Genomic DNA, 16,614 nt, shown 5'->3' with positions numbered 1-16,614 from the left:
GACCACTCACCGTGCCCGAGGCGCGGGGGACACCACCAGGGGGACCGTTGACCACGATCGTCGACCGCTCCGACGCCTACTGCGTCGTGGGCGCCGGGGCGGGTGGCCTGGCCGCCGGAAAGAACCTGCGGGAGTTCGGGTTCGAGTTCGACGTGATCGAGCGCGCGGACGACGTCGGCGGCACCTGGTACGGCGGCAACACCCACAGCGCCGCCTACGACTCGGTCCACCTCATCACCTCCAAGCCCTACATCCAGTACGACGACTTCCCGATCCCGGCGCACTACCCGACCTACCTCGGCCGCGAGCACGCGCACGCCTATCTGCGTTCCTACGCCGAGCACTTCGGCGTCCACGAGCGCGTCGAGTTCAGCCGAACGGTGGAATGGATCGAGCGCCGGGACGGCTCCCCCGACTGGTTCGTCACCCTCGACGGGGGCGAAGTGCGCCGGTACGCCGGGGTGGTGATCGCCAACGGCCACAACTGGAGCCCCCGGTACCCGGATTACCCCGGGACGTTCGACGGCGAGGCGTTCCACTCCTGCGAGTACCGCGACCCGGAGCCGCTGCGCGGCAAGCGGGTGCTGGTGGTCGGCGGCGGGACGTCGGGCTGTGACATCGCCGTGGAGTCCTCGCAGAACGCCGCGTCGACCGCGCTGAGCATCCGCCGTGGCTGCTACTACTGGCCGAAATACCTGTTCGGCATGCCGACGGACGTACTGTACGAGGGCGTACTGAAGTGGCGGATGCCCCGGCCCGTGGTGCGCTTCTTCGGTAGTCTCCTGCTGCGGCTCAACAGCGCCGGACGGCCGGAGCGGTACGGGCTTCCCAAGCCGTCCCACAAGTTGCTCGAGGAGCATTTCGTCATCAACTCGACGCTGCTCTACCAGCTGGGTCACGGCGACCTCGTCGCCAAGCCCGACATCGCCGAACTCCTGGGCGATCGGGTGAAGTTCACCGACGGAAGCGAGGAGGCGTACGACGTCATCGTCTACGCCACCGGATACCGGATGGCTGAATTCCCCTTCATCGACCGCAGGCATCTGAACTGGAACGGGCGCACCCCGCAATTGCACCTCGGCGCCTTCCATCCAGAATACGACAACCTTTTCGTCATCGGATATTTCCAGACCTCCACCGGCAATTGGCCGATCATGGATTACCAGTCGCAGCTCATGGCCCGCTATCTGCACCTGCTGCGGACCGACCCGCAGCGGGCCGCCCGGTTCAGGCGGGCCAAGGCCACGCCGATGGCGGCGGCGCAGTTGAACGGCGGCCTCCGGTACTACGACTCCGAGCGGCACTGGCTCCAGGTCGAGCACTTCTCCTACCGGGCGCTGCTGCGCAGGCTCGTCCGCCGGATGAACGCCGGACCGCCGGCCACCGAGCGCGGCGGGGTCCCCGCGGAGAAGGCCGACCCGCAGGCGGCGACCCGGCCGAGGAGCCACGCATGATGGACCTGATCGCACGGGTGGCGAACCGGCACGCCCGGCTGATGCTGCTGGGCGCCGTCGCGGTGGCCGCGGCGGCGGCCTTCTTCGGCGCCCCCGTCATCACCTCGCTGACCGGCGGCAACCCGGACTTCGTCACCCCGGGATCGGGCAGCGCCCGGGCCGAGGAACGGATCGGTGCGGCCACCGGCATCCGGAGCGACGGCGGCATCATCGCCCTCGTCGACACCGGCGCCCCGGTGGACGACCTACGCACCCGTGACGAGGTCGCGAAGGTCGCCGACCTGATGTCCGGCGACCCGGTCTTCGCCGATGTCCTGACGTACTACCAGGCGCAGGACCGGGCACTGGTCTCCCGGGACGGCACCCGGACGATCGTGGTCGGCCGGCTCAAGGACGGCGCCGGGGATCACTACCAGGACACCGTCGACCGGCTGTCCGCTGCGCTGGACGGCGACCCGGGCGTCCGGCTGGGCGGCAGCGAGGTGGTCGGCAACCAGGTCGTCAGCACCGTCCAGCACGACCTGGAGCGGGCCGAACTCCTGGCCTTCCCGGTGCTGTTCGTGCTCTCGCTGTGGATCTTCCGCAGCCTGGTGGCCTCCGCGCTGCCCCTGGTCATCGGCGGACTGAACGTCGTCCTCACCCTGCTCGGCCTGCGGCTGGTCGACCGGCTGGTCGCCCCGCTGTCGATCTTCTCGCTCAACCTGGTGACCGCGCTCGGCCTCGGCCTCGCCATCGACTACAGCCTGCTGATCGTCTCCCGCTTCCGGAGCGAGCTGGCGGCCGACCCGGACGTCGGCCGGGCGATCGAGGCCACCCTGCGCACCGCGGGCCGCACCATCCTGTTCAGTTCGCTGACCGTGAGCGCCGCGATGGCCTCGCTGTTCGTCTTCCGCCAGCGCTTCCTCTACTCGATGGCGGTCGGCGGCCTGCTGGTATCGGCGTCCGCGCTGCTGGTGGCGCTGCTGGTGCTGCCCGCGGTGCTGCGGCTGCTCGGCCGGCACATCGACGCCCTCGCCCCGGCCCGCCTGCGCCGTTCGCTGGAGGCTCCGGAGAACACCGACGGCGGCTGGTTCGCGCTGGCCCGCGGCGTGATGCGGCGCGCCCCGCTGGTCGCGATCGGCGCGAGCGCGCTGCTGGTGGTGCTCGGCCTGCCGTTCCTGAAGGTCGCCTTCACCACGGTCGGCCCCGCCTCGCTGCCGGCCGGCGCGAGCAGCCGGGTGGTCGACGACACCCTGCGCGCCGACTTCCCCGCCGACCCGCTGGAGTCCGTGCAGGTCGTCGTCGCCACCGCCGGGGCCGGGGGCGAGGGCGGGGCCGGGGATCGGGACGTCGCGCGGCAGCGGGTGGACGCGCTGCGCGCCGGCATCGCCGCCCTGCCCGGCGCCGCCTCGGTCACCCCGGCCGCGCAGCTGGACGGCGGCACCTGGCTGCTCCAGGTCACCCCCGAGCAGCCCGGCCTCAGCGGGCGGAGCCAGGCCCTGGTCAAGGATGTGCGCGCGCTCCCCGGGCCGGACGAGGTCCTGGTCGGCGGGCAGACCGCCGGCTACGTCGACCTCAAGGACAGCCTCACCGGCCGGCTCCCGGCCGCCGCGCTGATCGTCCTCCTCACCAGCGTGCTGGTGCTGCTGCTGATGACCGGCTCGCTGGTGCTGCCGCTCAAGGCCGTGCTGATGAACCTGCTCACCCTCGCCGCGACCTTCGGCATCCTGGTCCTCGTCTTCCAACGGGGCCATGGCGCCGGGCTGTTCGGTGCCGACGCGCAGAACGCGCTGGACGCCACCCAGCCGGTGCTGCTGTTCGCGATGGTGTTCGGGCTCTCCACCGACTACGGCGTCTTCCTGCTCGCCCGGATCAAGGAGGCGCGCGACGCCGGGGCCGACGAGACCGAGTCGGTCGCCCAGGGACTCGGCCGCACCGGGCGGGTGGTGACGGCCGCCGCCGTGCTGTTCTGCGTGGCGCTGGGCGCGCTGGCCACCTCGCGGATCGTGTTCATCAAGGAGTTGGGCCTGGGCACCGCGCTGGGCGTGCTGCTGGACGCCACCATCGTCCGGGCCCTGCTGGTGCCCTCGCTGATGCGGCTGCTCGGCCGCTGGAACTGGTGGGCGCCCGCCCCGCTGCGTTGGCTCCACGAGCGCTTCGGGCTGCGCGAGGGTGGGGCACCGCCGCTGGTCGTCGAGAAGTCGTAGGGTGTTGACGAACCGTCACCACGCGCGACCGTCACACTGAGACCCGAGGTGGAAACGTGTATCACGCCATCGTCCGGCGCAACCTCCGCAACTCCTTCGCCGCGGTCGACCGCGGCGACTACGGGGCCATCGTGCGGCAGTTCACCCCCGACGCGGAGCACTGGTTCTCCGGACGGCACGCGCTGTCCGGCGGGCGGCACAGCGCCGAGCAGATCCAGCGGTGGTACGACCGGCTGGCCGAGGTCATGCCCGACCTGCGCTTCGAGCTCAAGAAGGTGGTCGCCAAGGGCTGGCCCTGGGACACCGTGGCCTTCGCCGAGTGGGTCGACCACCTCACCGACCGGGAGGGCAACCACTACTCCAACCAGGGGGTGCACGTGGTCCGGATCAAGTGGGGCAGGATCACCGAGCTGCACATCTACTGCGACACCGAACTGCTGGAGACGGTCCTGGAGAAGCTCGGCGGGCAGGGCGTCGAGGAGGCCGTCGCCGAGCCGGTCGGCGACCCGGGTCCGTTCCGTGAGGCGCGCGTCGGCCGGTGACGGGCGTGCGCGGGGCGCGGGTGCGCGGGCGTGGACGGGGGTGGTCCGGCTCCCGCCCCGGGCCGCCCGCGGCAGGTTTTCGGCCGGTCGCCCGCCGCCGACCACCGGGGCACCGCCGATCCGGCCCGCCGCCCGCCGGGCTGGGCCGTCGCCAATGTTCCGGTCGGCCCTCCGGGGCTCCTCCACCGCCGTCCCGCACCGGCTGCGGCACACCCTGGGCCGACCCGGCGGGTGAGGCCGACCCGGTCGGGGCACAGGGCTCGGGGCACAGGGCTCGGGGTGCACGGGTCCGGGGGGTCACCGGTCTCGGGGTTCACAGCTCGAGGAAGCGCTCCCACCAGCGGATGGGCGTGGGGACGGGCGGCGCGGGGACGATCGGTACGAAGCGGCTCTCGATCGGGGTGTCCCACTCGACGAGGGCGGCCGGGAACCAGGTGACCGGCTTGGTGTCGTCGCGGGCGTTGGCCCAGGCGGCGAGGCGGTCGGCGGGCTCGCGGGACGGGAGGAGCCCGCGCTCGTCGGTGGTCACCCCGAGGTCGCGCACGGCGTCCTGGTAGAGGTCGTTGCAGAGCCAGCTGTGGAGGATGCCGTCCTCGTGGCCGAGTACCTCCCAGCCGATCCGGCGTCCGCCGGAGGCCACTTCGGGGGCGGGGCCGGCGCCGGCCGGGCGGTCCAGGTGGGCGAGCAGCACCGGCTCGTACACCGCGGACGCGCGGATGGCGCGGACGAGGCCGTCGGCGTGCTCGGGGGGCACCAGCAGCGCGAACAGCCGGGCTCCGGCGGGCAGCTGGATCGTCGCGCAGGCGTCCAGGGCCTCCTGCGGGGTGTCGAACCAGCAGCCGTCCACCGGCAGCCGGTCGAGCAGGCAGTCGCAGGCCGTGGTCAGCCGCTCGTGCGGGACGTCCAGGCCGGTCAGCGGTTCGGGGGCCGTCACGAAGTAGCCCGCGAGCAGCGGATCGCCGCCGGCCGGAACAGCCGGAACCGCCGGAGTGGCGGGCGGTGCGGGAGCACGGCGGTGGGGCAGTAGCAGGTCGGGCCGGGCCTCGCCCGGGCGGGGCGGGCGGCGCTCGGCGAGCCAGAAGAGGTAGGCGCGCAGGTAGTCGTCCAGGCCGCCGTCGCGATAGGCGATGTAGTCGCGCAGACCCTGCGCGGCGTCCCGGTGGTGCTCCCGGTACCGGCCGCCGAGCCGCGCGAGCCCGTCGGAGGTGATGGCGGCCCACTGCCGGACCCGGCTGCGGTCGTGCCACCACTCGCGGACGCCCGGGACGGTCCAGTGGTCGTCGCCGTCCATCGCGTGGCCGCCGTGGCCGATGACGCAGCCGTACAGGAGGTCGCGGACCTGTGCCGGGTCGGTCGGCTGGCGGTAGACGAACTCCCGGCCGTCGTCGTCGTAGGCGATGTGGAAGGGCGCGTCCTGCCGGCCCATCTCCAAGGTGTCCGTACGGGCGCCGTAGAACGGCCCGGGGACGTTCCGCCAGTTGCGTTCCCGCCAGAGGCCTTCGAACTGGTCCAGGAACGGCTGCTCGGCGAGCAGCCGCCGGGCCGTGGGCAGCGGGTCCCAGTAGCCGTCGGCAGAGCTCCGGAATGATGATTCCTTCATCAAATAACCTGCCGTATTCCGTAGGTGGCTCAATTTCTAGGCATCCTGACATATTGTTTGTCTGTAGATCATCGGACAAATCGAGAATTCCATGATTCCCCTCGAAAATGCCTCGCCATGGGTTCCAGGCGCCATTAGTATCTGAACGAACACTTTCGGTGATCGTTCGACTGTCGGCCGCGAAGGGGGATGTCATGGGGGAGCAGCTTCGAACCGCTGTGCGTCATGGCGCCTACCCGTTCCTGCTGGTCGGACTGGTCGTGATATCGGCCGCCACCCTGCGGCTGCGCTGGGATCTCGGCCGGGCGAATCAGCTCTTCCTGCTCGGGACGATCGGGTACATGGCGCTGCTCGAACGGCTGATTCCGTACGAACCGGACTGGGTTCCGAACGCGCGTGAGTGGGGGTGGTACGGCGTGTACTTCGTGCTGACGATGATCGGCGGGGCCCTGTCCCAGGTGCCCGTTTCCGCCCTCGTCGGCTGGGCGGCGCCGGCCCACGGGGTGCTGCCGCTCTGGGCGGAGATCCCGGGCGCGCTGCTGCTCGGCTCGCTGGCCAACTACCTGGTCCACCGCTGGTGCCACACCAATCCGAGGCTCTGGCGGCTGCACGGGGTGCACCACGTGCCCGACAAGGTGAACGTCGGCAACAACGGGGTCAACCACCTGCTGGACGTCCTGCTCACCCAGGGCTGTGTCCAGTTCTCGCTGGCCCTGGCCGGGTTCTCGGAGCCGGCGGTGTTCGTGGTGGGCCTGTTCGTCGTGGCCCAGGGCTACTTCGTGCACGCCAACATCGACGTCCGGCTCGGCCCGCTCAACCATGTGCTGGCCGGGCCCGAGCAGCACCGGCTGCACCACAGCACCGACCTGTCGGAGGCCGGCCACTACGGCTCCGACCTCTCGGTGTGGGACCACGCCTTCGGCAGCTTCACCTGGCGGCCGGGGCGCCGTCCGGCCGCGGTGGGGCTGGCCGATCCGGGCGGTTTCCCCGCCACGGGCCGGGTGGTGGCCAGCCACCTCCAGGCCTGGCGCCGACCAGCCCGGGCCGAGGGCTCCCCGACCGGCTCGACCTGACCCTCCCGCACCTGACCATCCCGCACCTCGCCTCGCGCGTCCGACCCGTTCATCCCTGCCCCTCCCGCGTCCGACCCGCCCGCACTCGAAGCGGTCCGTACCCGACGCTCCCGCACCTGACGCTCTGGCATCGACCGACCCTCCTCACCACTGGCTCGTCCCCTTCGGCCGACCCGACGTCCGGCCTGCCCGGAACCGGCGCACGGCCCGTGTCCCCCGGCGCGCGCGGCGCTCCCGCACCCCGCCCGCACGCGCGAACGCAGCGACCCAAGGACTCGACTCGCATGACGGATTCCCGCTTCGTCACCTCCCCGGAACTCTCCGAACGCCCCGCACCCGCCGGCCCGTCCGCCGCCGGGCGGGAGAAGATCGCGATCATCGGGATCGGCCTCCGCCTGCCCGGCGGGGCCTGCGACCACCGGGCGTTCTGGCAGAACCTGGTCGACGGCAAGGACTGCATCACCCCCACCCCGCGCAGCCGCTACGACGTGGCCACCCTCGGCAGCCGCGACAAGGCCAAGCCCGGCCGGCTGGTCGGCGGCCGGGGCGGCTACATCGACGGCTTCGACGAGTTCGACCCGGCGTTCTTCGGCATCAGCGGCCGCGAGGCCGACCACATGGACCCGCAGCAGCGGAAGCTGCTGGAGGTGGCCTGGGAGGCGCTGGAGGACGGCGGGCAGAAGCCGGCCGAGCTGGCCGGCCGCGAGGTCGGCGTCTACGTCGGCGCGTTCACGCTGGACTACAAGATCGTCCAGTTCTCCGACCTCTCCTTCGACACGCTCGCCGCGCACACCGCCACCGGCACCATGATGACGATGGTGTCGAACCGGATCTCGCACTGCTTCGACTTCCGGGGTCCCAGCGTCTCCATCGACACCGCCTGCTCCTCCTCGCTGGTCGCCGTCCACCTCGCCGCACAGAGCCTGCAGCGCGGCGAGACCGACCTGGCGCTGGCGGGTGGCACCCTGCTGCACATCGCCCCGCAGTACACCATCGCCGAGACCAAGGGCGGCTTCCTCTCCCCGCAGGGCCGCTCGCGCACCTTCGACGCCGCCGCCGACGGCTACGTCCGGGCCGAGGGCGTCGCCGTGGTGGCGCTCAAGCGGCTCTCCGACGCCCTGCGCGACGGCGACCCGGTGCACGCCGTGGTCATCGGCAGCGGCGTCAACCAGGACGGCCGGACCAACGGCATCACGGTGCCCAACCCGGACGCCCAGGTCGCCCTGATCGAGCGGGTCTGCGCCGAGGCCGGGATCACCCCCGGCGGCCTCCAGTACGTCGAGGCGCACGGCACCTCCACCCCGGTCGGCGACCCGATCGAGGCGAACGCGCTGGCCCGGGCGCTCGCCGTCGGCCGGCGCCCCGGTGACGCCTGCTACGTCGGCTCGGTCAAGACCAACATCGGGCACACCGAGTCCGCCTCCGGACTGGCCGGGCTGATCAAGTCCGCGCTCGCCCTGAAGCACCGGACCATCCCGCCGCACATCAACCTGGAACGGCTCAACCCGGCGATCGACCCGGACACCCTGCCCTACCGGATCCCCACCGAGCCGACCCCGTGGCCGGCCCACGAGGGACCGGCCAGGGCCGGGGTCAACTCCTTCGGCTTCGGCGGCACCAATGCGCACGTCCTGCTGGAGGCCGCGCCGGAGCCCGTGCCCTCCGCCGACGCCGGCCCCCACGCCGGCAGCGACATCGGCAGCGACATCGGCGCCGCGCAGCCCGCCGACGTCCCCGCCTGGACGGTGCTGCCGCTCACCGCCCGGGAGGCCACCGCGCTGCCCGAACTGGCCGCCGGCGTCCGGGCCGAACTGGCCGGCGTCCGCGGCGGCAGCCCGGCCCGCCCGGCCGACCTCGGCCACACCCTCGCCCACCGCCGCCAGCACCACGACGCCCGGCTCTCGATCGTCTACGACGCCCGCGAGCACACCGCCCGGACCTCCCTGGACGAGGCGCTCACCGCCCACCTGCGCGGCGAGCCACACCCCCGGGTGCTGGCCGACCACCGCCGCGAGGCCCGGCACCGCCGGCTGGCCTGGGTCTTCACCGGGATGGGCCCGCAGTGGTGGGCGATGGGCCGCCAGCTGTTCGCCGCCGAACCCGTCTACCGGGAAGCCGTCGAACAGTGCGCCGCGCACCTCGCCGACCTCACCGGCTGGTCGCTGATCGACGAACTCGCCGCCGACGAGCCGGTCTCCCGGATGGCCGAGACCTGGCTCGCCCAGCCGGCCAACTTCGCCGTCCAGATCGGCCTCGCCGCGCTCTGGCGCAGCCGGGGCGTGCGGCCGGACGCGATCGTCGGCCACTCCACCGGCGAGGTCGCCGCCTTCCACGAGGCCGGCGTCTACGACCTGGCCGACGCGGTCAAGGTGGTGGTCCACCGCAGCCGCCTCCAGCAGAAGCTCGCCGGCACCGGCGGCATGCTCGCCGTCGCGCTCACCGAGGCCGAGGCGCTGCGCCGGCTCCGCCCGTACGGGGACGCCGTCTCGGTCGCGGCCGTCAACAGCCCCGGCTCGCTCACCCTCGCCGGCGACGAGGCGGCGCTGGCCGAGCTCGCCGCGGCGCTCACCGCCGAGCAGGCCTTCGCCCGGCCGCTGACCGTCGAAGTCCCGTACCACAGCGCCCGGATGGAGCTGATCAAGGACGAGCTACTGGAGTCGCTGGCCGACCTCAAGGCCCGCCCGGCGCAGGTCCCGCTCTACCTCACCGGCCGTGAGGGCACCGCGCACGGCACCGAGCTCGACGCCGGGTACTGGTGGCACAACGTCCGCGACAGCGTCCGCTTCCGGCAGGCCGTGGAGCGGCTGGCCGACGACGGCTACAGCCTGTTCCTGGAGATCGGCCCGCACCCGGTGCTCGGCCGCTCGATCCAGGAGACCGTCGAGGCCCACCCGGGCACGGCGGACCGGCCCGAGGTGCGGACCCTGCCCTCGATCCGCCGCCAGGAGGACGAGCGGGCCGTCTTCACCGCCTCGCTGGCCGCGCTGCACAACCTCGGGGTGGCGCTCGACTGGTCGGCGCTCCAGCCCGCCGGCCGGATCGTCCCGCTGCCGCGCTACCCGTTCCGGCGCGACCGCCACTGGGTGGAGCCGAAGCCGGTCGAGCAGGTCCGGCGCGGGCAGGTCGACCACCCGCTGCTCGGCCGTCGGCTGCCCGGTGCCGAACCGGCCTGGGAGGCCCGGCTGGACGCCGAGGCCCTGCCCTACCTGGAGGACCACCGGATCCAGGGCGACGTGCTGTTCCCGGCCGCCGGCTACCTGGAGATGGCCGTCCAGGCGGTCCGCGCGCTCACCGGCGGCACGGACGCCGCGCTGGCCGACATCGAACTGCGCAAGGCGCTGTTCCTGCCGGACGAGGAGAGCCGTGCCGTCCGGCTCACCCTCAGCGCCGAGCACGGCTCGTTCACCGTCGCCACCGGCGAGGGCGCCGAGCGCACCGTGCACACGGTCGGCACCGTCCGCCCCGCCCAGCGCCGCCGGTCCGCCCGGCCGCTGGACGTCGAGGCGGTGCGCGGGCGGGCCCTGCGCCGGCTCGCCGGGCCCGACTGCTACACCGAACTCGCCGCACTGGGCTACCACTACGGCCCCGCCTTCCAGGGCATCGAGGAGGTCTGGATCGGGCCCGGCGAGGCGCTGGCCCGGATCCGCCCGACGGCGCCGGTCGCCGGGCAGGGCGAGCGGCACCAGGTGCACCCGGTGGTGATGGACGCGTTCTTCCAGACCCTGCTGACACCCCAGCTGCTGGACGGCCGAACCGAGTCCACCGGCATCCGGCTGCCGGTGGCGATCGCGGAGGTCCGGCTGGACGCGGTCGGCGAACGCCCGCTGTGGGTGCACGCCACCGTCACCCGGGACGTCGGCGGCGAGCTCGTCGGCGACCTCGCGGTGCACGACGAGAACGGTGCGCCGCTCGGCGGGATCACCGGCTTCCGGGCCGCCGACGTCGAGCGGGCGGCCACCGCCGTCGGCCTGGGCACCATCGACGGCTGGCTCGCCGAACCGTCCTGGTCGGAGCTGCCGGCCGCCGAGGACACCACCGACCTGCTCGCCGAACACCCCGACCACTGGCTGCTGTTCGCCGACCGCGGCGGGGTCGCCGACGCGCTGGCCGAGCGGATCGCCGCCCGCGGCGGCAGCTGTCTGCGGGTCCGCCCCGGTGGCGGCTACCGGCCCGCCGAGGGCGACCGTCCGGCCACCGTCGACCCAGGTTCCGCCGAGGACCTCGCCCGGCTGCTGGCCGACCGCCGGGCCGTCGGAGCCCCCGACCCGGCCGCCGTGGTCCACCTGTGGAACCTCGACCGGCCCGGGCTGGCGGGGGCCGACCACGCCGTCGTCGCCGGCCACACCGCCGAGGGCGCCTACAGCCTGATCACCCTCGCCGCGCTGCTGGCCGCCGAACTCCCCGACAGCCGGTTGCACGTGGTCACCCGCTCCGCCCAGTGCACCGGCCCCGGCGAGCTCGTGGAACCGCTCGCCGCCCCGGCCTGGGGCATCACCCGGGTGCTGCGCCACCAGGAACTCCCGTCCCACCAGGGCAAGCTGGTCGACCTCGGCCCGTCCGCGGAGACCGGGGCCACTGTCGAGACCGAGGCCGCCGTCGAGGCCGAGGCGCTGCTGCGGGAGTTCGCGCTCGCGGACGAGGACGAGATCGCGCTGCGCGGCGGGCGCCGGCTGACCAGCCGGCTGCGGACGGCCGAGGGGCTGAGCCGGCCGCTCGCGCCGCGGCTGCGGCCGGACGCCGCGTACCTGGTGACCGGGGCCTTCGGGGCGCTCGGGCGGCTGCTCTGCCGCACCCTGGTGAAGCGCGGGGCACGGCGGCTGATCCTGGTCGGCCGCAGCCCGCTGCCGCCGCGCGAGCAGTGGCGCGCGCTCGATCCGGCGAGCCCGGCCGGGGAGCGCGCGGCGTTCCTGCGCGAGCTGGAGGCGCTCGGGGCCGAGCCGGTCCCGGCACCGCTGGACGTCACCGACGAGGCGGCGCTGGCCGCCTGGCTGGCCGAGTACCGACGGCTGGACCGCCCGCCGATCCGGGGCGTCTTCCACCTCGCCGGGCAGGTCAGGGACACCCTGGTCGGCGAGCTGGACCGGGAGACCTTCGAGACCGTCTACGGCCCCAAGGTGCTCGGCGCCTTCGCCCTGCACCGGCAGCTGGCTGGCGAGCCGCTGGACCACTTCGTCCTGTTCGCCTCGATCGCCTCGCTGCTGACCACCGCCGGACAGACCAACTACGCCGCCGGCAACGCCTTCCTGGACGCCCTGGCACACCACCGCCGCGCCCTCGGCCTGCCCGCGCTCAGCCTCGACTGGGGTCCGTGGGCCACCGGCATGATCGAGGAGCTCGGCCTCATCGACCACTACCGGTACAGCCGGGGCATGAGCTCGCTCGCCCCGGAGACCGGGATGGCCGTGCTGGAGCGGGTGCTCGGCCAGGACCGCGCCCAGCTGCTGGTCGCCACCGTCGTCGACTGGCCGGTGTTCCTCTCCTGGTACCCGGCCCCGCCGCCGCTGGTCGCCGAACTCGCCGCCGCGGCCCGGGAGACCGCGCCGGCGGCCGGGCAGACCGGCCTGCTGGACGCCCTGCGGGCGGCCGGCGAGGAGGAGCGGCGGGTGCTGCTCACCGAGCGGTTCACCGCGCTGGCCGCGACCGTGCTGCGGGTGCCGGTCGAGCAGATCGACCCCGCCGCGGGCCTCGGCGGCCTCGGCCTGGACTCGCTGCTCGCGATGGAGCTGCGGGCCCGCCTGGGCAGCGAACTCGGCGCCACCCTCCCGGTGGTGGCGCTGCTCGGCAACACCCCGGTGGCCGAGCTGGTCGCCCGGCTGCACGAGTCGCTGGCCGAGCTGCTGGACGAGGATCCGGACGGCGCGGGCGCGGTCGTGGCCGAGCGCCACGAGGACGAGTCGGCCTACCCGCTGACCCAGAACCAGAAGGCGCTCTGGTTCCTCAAGCAGCTCAACCCGGACGGCTTCGCCTACAACATCGGCGGCGCCGTCGAGGTCCGGGTGGAGCTGGAGCCCGAGCTGATGGCGCTGGCCTTCCGGGCCATGGTCGAGCGCCACCCGAGCCTGCGGGCCAACTTCGTGCTGGACGCCGGCCGGGCCGTGCAGCGGATCTCCGCCGCGGTGGAGCCGGACTTCGGGGTCTTCGACGTCGAGGGCCTGGCCTGGGACGACATCCACGCGATGATCGTCCGCGAGTACCGCAAGCCGTACGACCTGGAGCGGGACCCGCTGGTGCGGTTCCGGCTGTTCCGGCGCGGACCGGCCCGCTGGGTGATCATGAAGGCCGTCCACCACATCATCTCGGACGCGATCTCCACCTTCACCTTCATCGAGGAACTGCTCGCCGTCTACGAGGGGCTGCGCCGCGGCCGGGTGCCCGAACTGCCCCCGGTGGCCGCCCGCTACCTGGACTTCCTCAACCGGCAGAACGCCTTCCTGGCCGGCCGCGAGGCGCCGAAGATGCTGGAGTACTGGCGCTCGCACCTGCCCGCCGAGGTGCCGATCCTCAACCTGCCCACCGACCGGCCGCGCCCGGCGGTGCAGACTCACAACGGCGCCTCCGAGTTCTTCGTCCTGGACGAGGAGCTCAGCGCCCGCGTGCACGCGCTGGCCCGGGAGCACGGCGTGACCGTCTTCATGGTGCTGCTCAGCGCCTACTACCTGCTGCTGCACGCCTACGCCGGCCAGGACGACATCATCGTCGGAAGCCCGGTGACCGGCCGCACCGACGAGGAGTTCGCCGGCGTCTACGGCTACTTCGTCAACCCGCTGCCGCTGCACGTCTCGCTGGCCGGCGCCCCGACCGTCGCCGAGCTGCTGGACCGGGTGCGGACCACCGTGCTGGGCGGGCTCGACCACCAGGAGTACCCGTTCGTGCTGCTGGTGGAGAAGCTCGGGCTGCAGCACGACCCGAGCCGCTCGGCGGTCTTCCAGGCGATGTTCATCCTGCTCCACCACAAGGTGGCCACCGAGAAGTACGGCTACCACCTGGAGTACATCGAACTCCCGGAGGAGGAGGGGCAGTTCGACATCACCCTGTCCGCCTACGAGGACGAGGCCGAGCGCCGCTTCCACTGCGTCTTCAAGTACAACACCGACCTCTTCCTGCCCGCGACGATGGCCCGGATGGCCGGCCACTACGTCAATCTGCTGGACGCGCTGACCGCGGCCGGTCCGCAGCGCGCCGCCACCGGTCTCGAACTTCTCGGCACCGAGGAGCGCGCGGTGGTGCTCCGCCGGTGGAGCGGTGCCGACCGGCGGGTCCCGTTCGGTGAGCCGGTGCACCAGCTGGTGCTGCGCGCGGCGGCGGCGGACCCGGCGGCGCCCGCGGTGGCCGCGCCGGCCGAGTCCGGCCCGACCGCCCGGCTGTCCTACGGCGAGCTGGCCGAGCGCTCCCGGCGGGCCGCCGCCCGGCTGCGCGCGCTGGGCGCCGGGCCGGGCGGCGTGGTGGCGATCTGCCTGCCCAAGTCGCCGGAGCTGATCACCACCCTGCTGGCGGTGCTCCGCACCGGCGCCGCCTACCTGCCGCTGGACCCGGGCCACCCGGTGGACCGGCTGGCGTACATGGTGGAGCACGCGGGCGCCGCGCTGCTGGTCGGCGACGACGCCGAGCGGCTCGGCGCGCTGCCCGCCCGACTGGTCACCACCGCCGAACTCGACGCGGACGACGACGGGTTCACCGACGCGATGGTGAGCCACGACGACCCGGCGTACGTCATCTACACCTCCGGCTCCACCGGCCGGCCCAAGGCGGTGCGGGTCTCCCACGGCAACCTCGCCTCGGCCTACCGGGCCTGGGAGGCCGAGTACCGGCTGGACACCGACGCCCGGGTCCACCTCCAGATGGCCGGCCCGGCCTTCGACGTCTTCACCGGGGACGTGGTCCGCGCGCTCTGCTCCGGCGGCGCCCTGGTGCTGATCGGCCGGGAGCTGCTGTTCAACACCGCCCGGCTGTACGAGGTGATGCGCACCGAGCGGGTGGACGCCGCCGAGTTCGTCCCGGCGGTGGTCCGCACCGTCCTGGACCACTGCGAACGCACCGGGCAGGACCTGGCGTTCATGCGGCTGCTGGTGGTCGGCTCGGACGTCTGGAAGGTCGAGGAGTACCAGCGGCTGGGCGCCCTGTGCGGGCCCCGGACGCGGCTGGTCAACTCCTACGGCCTGACCGAGGCCACCATCGACAGCGCCTACTTCGAGGGCCCGGCGGACGGCCTGGAGCCCAGCCGGATGGTCCCGATCGGGCGGCCGTTCCCCAACAGCGCCTTCTACCTGCTCGACGCGCAGGGCCGCCCGGTGCCGCCCGGCGTCACCGGGGAGCTGTGGATCGGCGGCTCCGGCGTCGCGCTCGGCTACCTCGGCGACGAGGAGCAGACCGCCGGCCGGTTCGCCACCCTGCCGCTCGGCGGCGCCGACGGCGGCGAGCCCCTGCGGCTCTACCGCACCGGGGACCTCGCCCGCTGGGACGCCGAGGGCGGGGTGCACCTGCTCGGCCGGGCCGACTCGCAGATCAAGGTCCGCGGCCACCGGATCGAGCTGGGCGAGATCGAGACCCAGCTCGCCGACTGGCCCGAGCTGGAGCGGGCGGTGGTCACCGTCCGGCCGGACCGCGACGGCGAGCACGTGCTCTGCGCCTACTGCGTGCCCGCCCCCGGACGGACCTTCGACCACCGGGAGCTGCGCCGCCACCTGGCCGGCTACCTGCCGACCTTCATGATCCCGACGCACTTCGTCGAGCTGCCCGCGCTGCCGCTCACCGCCAACGGCAAGGTGGACACGGCCGCGCTGCCCGAGCCCCGCACCGACGCCGCGGAGGCCGCCGAGCCGCCGGTCACCCTCTACGAGGTCCGGATGGCCGAGCACTGGCGGGCGCTGCTGGGGGTCGAGGAGCCCGGCCTCCAGCACGACTTCTTCGAGTCGGGCGGCTCCTCGATCAAGCTGATCGAGCTGATCCACGGCCTGCAGGCCGAGTTCAACATCAGCATCCCGGTCAGCCAGCTCTTCAAGGTCACCACCCTGCACGGGATGGCCAAGACCGTCGAGCACATCATCACCGGCCGGATCGAGGGCGCCCAGCCGTACCTCTGGTTCAACCAGGACCAGCAGCAGACGCTGTTCTGCTTCCCGCCGGCCGGCGGCCACGGGCTGGTGTACCGGCAGTTCGCGGCGCACCTGCCGGAGTACCGGACGGTCGCCTTCAACTACGTGTCGGGGGACGACAAGGTCGACCGCTACGCGGACCTCGTCGAGGTGCTCCAGCCGGAGGGCCCGTGCGCCCTGCTCGGCTACTCGCTCGGCGGCAACCTCGCCTTCGAGGTGGCCAAGGAGCTGGAGCGGCGCGGCCGGGCGGTGCCCAATGTGGTGATCATGGACTCGCACCGGATCCCGGAGTCCTTCGACCTCGGTGACGAGCACCTCCAGGCCTTCGAGCGGGAGCTGGCCGAGCACCTCCAGCGGCACACCGGCTCCGCCGCGGTCGCCCAGGAGACCCGCGAACAGGCCCGGGACTACCTGCGGTTCTGCAGCCGCACGCCCAACCTCGGGGTGGTCACCGCCGCGCTCAGCGTGATCTCCGACGACGAGAAGGTGGCGCTGTACGAGGCCGGGCAGCACGGCGCCTGGCACGGCAGCTCGGCCACCCGGACGGCGGTCTTCAAGGGCTTCGGCACCCACGCCGAGATGCTCGACCGCGACTTCATCGCCCACAACGCCGGGCTCGCCCGGTCGATCCTCACCGGAGCCGCCCCCCATGCGTCCTGAGACGGTC

The 16,614-nt window shown here is 73.3% G+C and carries 6 protein-coding genes; 5 read left to right on the top strand and 1 reads right to left on the bottom strand.

The features are described from left to right. Window positions 1-47: 47 nt before the first annotated feature. The 3 genes from ABZW10_RS05025 to ABZW10_RS05015 are packed head-to-tail and all read left to right on the top strand — an operon-like array spanning window position 48 to window position 4,182. The gene (locus ABZW10_RS05025) at window positions 48-1,454 is read left to right on the top strand and encodes an NAD(P)-binding domain-containing protein (protein ID WP_355360088.1); all 1,407 of its coding nucleotides are present in this window, start codon (window positions 48-50) and stop codon (window positions 1,452-1,454) included. Continuing rightward, the gene (locus ABZW10_RS05020) at window positions 1,451-3,640 is read left to right on the top strand and encodes an MMPL family transporter (protein WP_355360085.1); all 2,190 of its coding nucleotides are present in this window, start codon (window positions 1,451-1,453) and stop codon (window positions 3,638-3,640) included. Before ABZW10_RS05025 ends, ABZW10_RS05020 begins: the two co-directional genes overlap by 4 nt. A gap of 56 nt (window positions 3,641-3,696) precedes the next feature. After that, window positions 3,697-4,182 carry a nuclear transport factor 2 family protein gene (locus tag ABZW10_RS05015; RefSeq protein ID WP_355360082.1) on the top strand — a complete coding sequence of 162 codons (486 nt, stop codon included), beginning with the start codon at window positions 3,697-3,699 and terminating at the stop codon, window positions 4,180-4,182. A 313-nt stretch (window positions 4,183-4,495) separates the two neighbouring features. Here ABZW10_RS05015 and ABZW10_RS05010 read toward each other — a convergent pair whose 3' ends face one another. Next, window positions 4,496-5,782 carry a hypothetical protein gene (locus ABZW10_RS05010; RefSeq protein ID WP_355360079.1) on the bottom strand — a complete coding sequence of 429 codons (1,287 nt, stop codon included), beginning with the start codon at window positions 5,780-5,782 and terminating at the stop codon, window positions 4,496-4,498. Between the two features lie 194 nt (window positions 5,783-5,976). Between ABZW10_RS05010 and ABZW10_RS05005 the strand changes: the two genes are divergently transcribed. Both ABZW10_RS05005 and ABZW10_RS05000 read left to right on the top strand, forming a co-directional pair. Further along, window positions 5,977-6,855 (top strand): sterol desaturase family protein, encoded by an 879-nt coding sequence (locus ABZW10_RS05005; RefSeq protein WP_355360076.1) that lies wholly within the window; start codon window positions 5,977-5,979, stop codon window positions 6,853-6,855. Between the two features lie 284 nt (window positions 6,856-7,139). Further along, a complete protein-coding gene (locus ABZW10_RS05000) occupies window positions 7,140-16,607 on the top strand; it encodes an amino acid adenylation domain-containing protein (protein ID WP_355360073.1) in 9,468 nt (3,155 codons plus the stop codon). Window positions 16,608-16,614: the final 7 nt, after the last annotated feature.

It is taken from the genome of Kitasatospora sp. NPDC004723 (assembly GCF_040609255.1).
GTDB lineage: Bacteria > Actinomycetota > Actinomycetes > Streptomycetales > Streptomycetaceae > Kitasatospora.
Note: the sequence above shows the minus strand (reverse complement) of the source record. Positions and strands in the feature narration are given on the sequence as shown.

What these genes read in the sequence shown, in the direction of transcription:
- ABZW10_RS05020 (WP_355360085.1), top strand. Translation starts at nt 1,451, where the DNA reads ATGATGGACCTGATCGCACGGGTGGCGAACCGGCACGCCCGGCTGATG.
- ABZW10_RS05010 (WP_355360079.1), bottom strand. Translation starts at nt 5,782, where the DNA reads ATGAAGGAATCATCATTCCGGAGCTCTGCCGACGGCTACTGGGACCCG.
- ABZW10_RS05005 (WP_355360076.1), top strand. Translation starts at nt 5,977, where the DNA reads ATGGGGGAGCAGCTTCGAACCGCTGTGCGTCATGGCGCCTACCCGTTC.
- ABZW10_RS05000 (WP_355360073.1), top strand. Translation starts at nt 7,140, where the DNA reads ATGACGGATTCCCGCTTCGTCACCTCCCCGGAACTCTCCGAACGCCCC.